Annotated in this window: 8 protein-coding genes and 2 tRNA genes; 4 read left to right on the plus strand and 6 right to left on the minus strand. The window is 65.7% G+C overall.

Going from position 1 to position 6141, the window contains the following annotated elements:
* Both JO059_RS03180 and JO059_RS03185 read left to right on the plus strand, forming a co-directional pair.
* Positions 1-294 (plus strand): HNH endonuclease signature motif containing protein (locus tag JO059_RS03180; protein WP_293314671.1); only part of this gene is annotated, 294 nt, incomplete at its 5' end.
* A 47-nt stretch (positions 295-341) separates the two neighbouring features.
* A complete protein-coding gene (locus JO059_RS03185; protein WP_293314672.1) occupies positions 342-746 on the plus strand; it encodes an HIT family protein in 405 nt (134 codons plus the stop codon).
* Positions 747-760: 14 nt separating this feature from the next.
* Here JO059_RS03185 and JO059_RS03190 read toward each other — a convergent pair whose 3' ends face one another.
* Together JO059_RS03190 and JO059_RS03195 are read right to left on the minus strand one after the other, a co-directional pair.
* Positions 761-2197, minus strand: coding sequence for a HAMP domain-containing sensor histidine kinase (locus tag JO059_RS03190; RefSeq protein WP_293314673.1), 1437 nt, complete (start codon positions 2195-2197; stop codon positions 761-763).
* A complete protein-coding gene (locus tag JO059_RS03195) occupies positions 2194-2913 on the minus strand; it encodes a response regulator transcription factor (protein WP_293314674.1) in 720 nt (239 codons plus the stop codon). The genes JO059_RS03190 and JO059_RS03195 overlap by 4 nt, the downstream gene beginning before the upstream one ends.
* A 142-nt stretch (positions 2914-3055) precedes the next feature.
* On the opposite strand from JO059_RS03195, the gene JO059_RS03200 reads away from it, so the two are divergent.
* Both JO059_RS03200 and JO059_RS03205 read left to right on the plus strand, forming a co-directional pair.
* Positions 3056-3778, plus strand: coding sequence for a hypothetical protein (locus tag JO059_RS03200; protein ID WP_293314675.1), 723 nt, complete (start codon positions 3056-3058; stop codon positions 3776-3778).
* A gap of 29 nt (positions 3779-3807) precedes the next feature.
* A tRNA-Leu gene (locus JO059_RS03205) sits at positions 3808-3882 on the plus strand.
* A 6-nt stretch (positions 3883-3888) separates the two neighbouring features.
* Here the strand turns inward: JO059_RS03205 and JO059_RS03210 are convergent.
* The 4 genes from JO059_RS03210 to JO059_RS03225 all read right to left on the minus strand — a co-directional run bounded on the left by JO059_RS03210 (position 3889) and on the right by JO059_RS03225 (position 6089).
* Positions 3889-4296: an HNH endonuclease gene (locus JO059_RS03210; RefSeq protein WP_293314676.1), complete on the minus strand. Its 408-nt coding sequence runs from the start codon at positions 4294-4296 to the stop codon at positions 3889-3891.
* A 32-nt stretch (positions 4297-4328) separates the two neighbouring features.
* A tRNA-Thr gene (locus JO059_RS03215) sits at positions 4329-4404 on the minus strand.
* A gap of 225 nt (positions 4405-4629) precedes the next feature.
* Positions 4630-5409 carry a DUF6159 family protein gene (locus tag JO059_RS03220; protein ID WP_293314677.1) on the minus strand — a complete coding sequence of 260 codons (780 nt, stop codon included), beginning with the start codon at positions 5407-5409 and terminating at the stop codon, positions 4630-4632.
* A gap of 179 nt (positions 5410-5588) precedes the next feature.
* Complete coding sequence (locus JO059_RS03225) at positions 5589-6089, minus strand: hypothetical protein (RefSeq protein WP_293314678.1); 501 nt, start codon at positions 6087-6089, stop codon at positions 5589-5591.
* Positions 6090-6141: the final 52 nt, after the last annotated feature.

Here is a 6141-nt window from a genome sequence, read left to right on the forward strand (position 1 = left end):
CCCGGCTGTGACGCCCCGGCCTACCACAGCCAGGTCCACCACGTCACCGGGTGGATCGCCACACACCGCACCGACATCGACGACCTGACGCTGGCGTGCGGTCCGGACAACAGGCTGGCCGAAAAGGGCTGGACCACCCGCACCAACGCCCGCGGCGAGACCGAATGGATCCCACCGCCGCACCTGGACTGGGGTCAACCCAGAACCAACGCCTACTGGCACCCCGAAAAATTCCTCGGCCACGGGGACGATGACGACGGGGACGACGAGGGCGATAGCCCGAACGCGGCCTGACCACTGTGCGCGCGTGATGTCCTACAGGCGTGCATATGCTGGGGGCCATGGCGTCGATCTTCACCAAGATCATTAACCGTGAACTCCCCGGGCGCTTCGTCTATGAGGACGACGACATCGTCGCGTTCCTGACGATTGAGCCGATGACACAAGGGCACACGTTGGTGGTGCCGCGCGACGAGATCGATCAGTGGCAGAACGTCGACAACGCGGTGTTCGCCCGCATCATGTCGGTGAGCCAGCTGATCGGCAAGGCCGTGTGCAAGGCGTTCGGGGCGGAGCGCGCCGGGGTGATCATCGCCGGCCTGGAGGTGCCGCATCTGCACGTCCACGTGTTCCCCACCCGGAGCCTGAGCGACTTCGGCTTCGCCAACGTCGACCGCAACCCGTCACCGAAATCCCTCGACGACGCGCAGGCCCGGATCAAGGCGGCCCTGGCGCAACTGGCTTAAGGCCGCGGAGAGTCCTACACGGCCGCCGGCACGTCGCTCACGCGGGGCAGGGTGACACGGAAACAGCAGCCGTCGCCCGGCGCGGTCGTCACGCTGACCGCGCCACCGTGCGCGCGCACCAGCGAGTCGACGATCGACAGCCCGAGTCCGGTGCCGCCGCTGGCGCGCGCCCGTGACTCGTCGGTGCGATAAAACCGCTCGAACACCCGCGACGCGTCATGCGGACTCATGCCGGGACCCGTGTCGGCCACTTCGAGCACCGCATCGTCGCCGTCCGTGCCGACCCGAACGGTGACGGCGGCGCTTGGCGGGGTGTGCTGCAGAGCGTTGACGACGAGGTTGCTCAGCACCTGCCGAATCCGCGGTTCATCGCCGAAAACCTCAGGGGTGCCGGGCCCGTCCAGGACCTCCATGCTGACGCTGCGCTTGGGGTCGATCGCCCGTGCATCGTGCACGGCGTCGCTGGCCAACGCCAGCAAGTCCACGCGCTGATGTTCGAGCGGTCGCTGCACGTCGAGCCGGGCCAGCAGCAGCAGGTCGTCCACCAGCAGGCCCATCCTGCTTGCCTCGCTCTCGATCCGCGACAGCAGCATGGCCACATCACGGGCGGCGCCCTGGCGATACAGTTCCGCGAAGCCGCGGATGGTCGTCAGCGGGGTACGCAGTTCGTGGCTGGCATCGGTGATGAACCGTCGCATGCGCTCCTCCGAACCGCGGGCCTTCTCGGCCGATGACTCCGAGGAAGCCATCGCCCGCTGGATCTGGGCCAGCATTCCGTTGAGCGCCAACGAAAGCCGGCCCACCTCGGTGCGCGGGTCACGCTCGGGAACCCGGCGATCCAGCTGGCCCGCGGCGATCGCGGCGGCGGTGTGTTCGACTTCGGAGAGCGGGCGCAGACTGCGGTGCACCACGACAAAGCTGGCAATTCCAACCACGATAAGTACCGCCACCCCGATGCCGATCTGCAACCAGGCCAGGGAGCTCACGGTGTGCTGGACGTCGGACAAATCGATTGCGACCGTGGTGATTCCGTTCGGTCCCCGCACCGACACCGCTCGCCACTGAATGTCGGAGCCGTTCACCGACGGCAAGGTGGTGGGATTGGGGCCCACGTCGTTGTCGGGCGGCAGGGCCGGTTCGGCGTTGCGGTCGTTGATGGCCGTGAAGGCGACGCCGTCAGCGCCCATGCCGCGCACGTAGAACTTCGATGGCGGCCGGCCGGGATCCGGACCCTCGTAGGGTGGCGGCGACTGCCGCCGCGGCGCCTGTGCCCAACCGCGAGAGGCGTCGAGCAGGGTCTGGTCGATCCGGCCGATCAGCACCTGATGCAGGATCGAGGTCACCGCGACGCCCGAGACCGCAAGCCCGCAGGCGACAAGCGCCAAGGTGGCGGCCACCAAACCCACCCGTAGCGGCAACCCGCGGCGAACCGCCGTCGAGCGTGCGCTCAACGCGGCTCCCGCAGGACGTAACCCACTCCGCGCAAGGTGTGCAGCAGCCGCTTCTCCCCCGTGTCGATCTTGCGACGCAGATACGACACGTAGGACTCGACGACGTTGACGTCGCCGCCGAAGTCGTAGCGCCAGACGTGGTCGAGGATCTTGGGTTTGCTCAATACCGTGCCCGCGTTGACCACGAAGTAGCGCAACAGGGTGAATTCGGTGGGCGAGAGCGACACCGGTTCGCCGCCCTTCCACACCTCATGAGTCTCTTCGTCGAGTTCGATATCGGCGAACTTCAGGCGGGCCGTACGACGTACCGCCGCGCCCTTGCCGGAGCGCCGAAGGATCACCCGGAGGCGGGCGACCACTTCCTCGAGGCTGAAGGGTTTCGTCACGTAATCGTCGCCGCCCAGGGTGAGGCCCGCGATCTTGTCCTGCAGGGAGTCGCGGGCCGTCAGGAACAACGCCGGCGCGTCGATGCCGTCGGCTCGCATCCGGCGCAGCACCCCGAAGCCGTCCATACCCGGCATCATCACGTCGAGGATCACCGCATCGGGGCGAGCGTCACGAGCGCGATCCAGCGCCTGCGCGCCATTGGTTGCGGTATAGACCTCGAATCCCTGGAACTTCAGGCTGACCGAGAGCAGTTCGACGATGTTGGCCTCGTCGTCGACGACGAGGACGCGAGCCTCCGGGTGGGTTTCGCTTCGGGTAGCCGCTGTCATGAGGTCCCTTCGTCACCTTCCTGATCATGTGTGTTTGCTGAAAGGTCGCTCCCAGAAACCTGGTAGCAGACTGTCAGTCATCATCGCGTCAGCTTGGAACGATACGCGCTTTGCTGACATGAGTCGTGCATAGACTCAACGCATGAACGTCGCCAAGGGCATCTGGACCGCTGCCACCGCTCCAGCGCGAGTGGGGCTGGCCGCCGCGGACGCGAGCCTGGACGTCGCCTCCGCTGCGGTGGGCCTGGCGAAGCGGGCGCTGGGCGCGAATGATTCGGGGACCAACACGATGGTCTCGATGCTGGGCATCGACGACGCACTCGTTCGCGCCAACCGGTTGGCACGGCTCATGGACGACGACGCGCCGCTGGGACGCGCGCTGGCGCCCGACGGGCCGATGGACCGATTGCTGCGCCCCGGCGGGGTGGTCGACCTGCTGACCTCCGAGGGCGGTTTGCTCGACCGCTTGACCGCCGAGGGCGGCGGGCTGCAGCGCGCGCTGCAGCCCGGCGGGCTGGCCGATCAGCTGCTCGCGGAAGAGGGACTGATCGAACGGGTCCTGGGCGAGGACGGGCTGGCCGAACGCTTGCTGTCCGAGGGCGGACTGATCGACAAGCTGACCGCGAAGAACGGACCGCTGGACCAGCTCGCCGACGTCGCCGACACCCTGGCTCGCCTGACACCCGGGATGGAAGCCCTCGAGCCTGCCATCGCCACCCTGCAGGACGCCGTCGTCTCGCTCACCATGGTGGTGAACCCGCTGAGCAGCATCGCCGACCGGATTCCGCTGCCGGGCCGTCGTCCCGGGCGGCGCACGGCGTCCCGGCCGATCCGGTCAACGCGCATCGTCGACAGCGACGAATGACCGGCTAGGCTTGCTGCTTGGTTTACCCGGCCTCCTTAGCTCAGTGGTAGAGCACTCGCCTTAGTAGCGGGCGAGTCGAACGATACCAAGACCCCCAGGCGGCAGGAGCGTCAATAGGACAGCCCGTCGGCGTACCGCTGTCGCCGGTAATACCGACCGCTGCCGCGATTCCTGGCCTTGTACGTCGGCAGCTGGCTGTCACAGTTGGGACAAATGAGCCGCAGATTGTCACGACGATTATCGCTTGCGTCTCCATTGATGTGGTCGACGATCAGTGCCAGGGGCACGCCATTCCACTTGTCCTCGATGCCGCAGGTCGCACAGCAACCGCCCTGTTGCTCATAAAGGTAGTCGCGGACGTAGTGCCCTTGGTACGACGTGCGACCACATACTCCGGTGTCGAGCCAGGCCTCCAAGAGCAAGCGTCGGCGGTATGACTGTTGGCATGCATTGGTGCAGAACACTTTTAGCCGACGACCTTCGAGATCGACTCCGCACCCGAGACAGATCATTGACATAGGGCGACGTTATGCCTCATTGCCGACAGCAATGGAGCCGCGTGAGAGACTCGAACTCTCGACATCCGCTTTACAAGAGCGACGCTCTACCAACTGAGCTAACGCGGCCAGGGCCGGCTCGATGAGCCAACGACAATCCTACGACGAGGTGATGGCGACGGAGTGCGCGCCGTCTCGAGCCGGCGGAGATGCGAGTCGCCGCGTTCAGTCGTCCGTCGGGTGGAAGCTGCCGAAGGGAGCGTCTTCGTAACGAGCGGTCGTCAGTTCAATCCTGACAGGGGGCTCCGAGTTGCTCTGAGTTGCAGCCTCGAGCGAGCGGCCGCGTTGAGCGGCTCAGTTCTGGCTGCGGAACACCGACCGTAGAAGTGCTGCGTCCATGTGGTTGGGTGCGGTCCCCGTGGTTGCGTAGCTGTACATCGAGGCGCGAAAGATCGCGCTGAGCGTCGTGAAGACCACCGCCAGCAGCAGCGCGTAGAGGACACCAATCGCGCCGAGCGTCACCAGCGCGACTTGTCCTCCGACACCCTTCACCAGCACGGCGACGACAGCGCCAAGAGGCAGCAGGAACACCGACAGCATCAAGCTGATTCCGAATGAACCGATTAGGGATTCACCCCAAGTTCGACGCAGAATCCCCGAGGACCGCTTGACGGCCTTGACGGGTCCAACTCCCTCGGTGACGATCACCGGAACCACAAAGTATGTCGCTACGCCCCATAGGCCAACCGCTGCGCCTCCGAGCAGTCCCCCGAGTAACGCGAGTTTGTCGCGCAGCAACCACTGCAGTACCTGAAGGGCCATGCCGATCGTGGCGGCGACCAGTGACCAGCCCAGGATCTGGGGCAGCCGCCGACCGGCAGCCGCGAAACCTGAACCTATGGACGGTTGCCGGCCGGCGGAGCTCTGCAACACGCATGCGACCAGCGCGGCATTGCAGAAGACGACCACGAACGCGCATACGAAGTACCAGGCAAGCAGGGCCACCAAGCCTACGGCCTTCATTGCCGCCCACCCCGCGAGAACGGTCACGCCCGCCATCGTGATGCCGGAGACGATGGGAAAGACCAGGAGGCTTGGATGACTCTTCAGGACAGCCAAGCTCGCGGTGGCCATGTCCCAACCGCGCTTGAACAAGTTGACCACTTGACGCTCCCGTCGGGTACCACCCCGTGGAAGGGATGCTATCCGCGGTACATGTTGGCATGCAAGGGGGCGAAGGCGCAGAAACCAAGCACGCCGCAGGTGAATAGGCCTGCGCGGGAACATGACTCGCACAAGTGACGCTCGACGCGTCAGACGCGCTCGGCCTTCATGTCCATGTCGATGGTCCCCTGGCACGGACCGCTGAGGATCTCGGTGTGCATGACGCCGGTGAGCGTCCCGTCTGGTTGGGGCGTGTAGCGCACGTCGGCATGCGCCGGACTCCATTGGATCGAGGTGTCCGGCATCATGCAGTCCCACTGGAAATCGCTGACTTGCCTCCACGACGAACCGTCCCAGGTGAACTGAACCGGCTGCGGAACGGTCGGGTTACTCGGTGGAGGTCCGCTGACGATGGTGGCGGTGCATTTTCCGCCCGCACAGCTCGAGCGGAAACCATAGGTGTCGGTGTGCTGCGACTCCGGGTCGCCGACCGCCATGCTGGTACCGGACTTCGGACCCACCATGAAGGTGATCGCATACTGGCCGTTCCAGGACGGCGAGTCGGCGTCGGCGGCCGGAAGAAGCGAGAGGGCGATCGCGGGCGGCGCGGCGCACAAACCGACGGCAGCGCGCAGACGGTTTCGGTTCATCGTTTCTCCTCCGACTTAATGGCTGAGTTCCATGGTGTTACGCCCCGACGTC

This window comes from Mycobacterium sp., from assembly GCF_019247615.1.
Lineage (GTDB): Bacteria > Actinomycetota > Actinomycetes > Mycobacteriales > Mycobacteriaceae > Mycobacterium.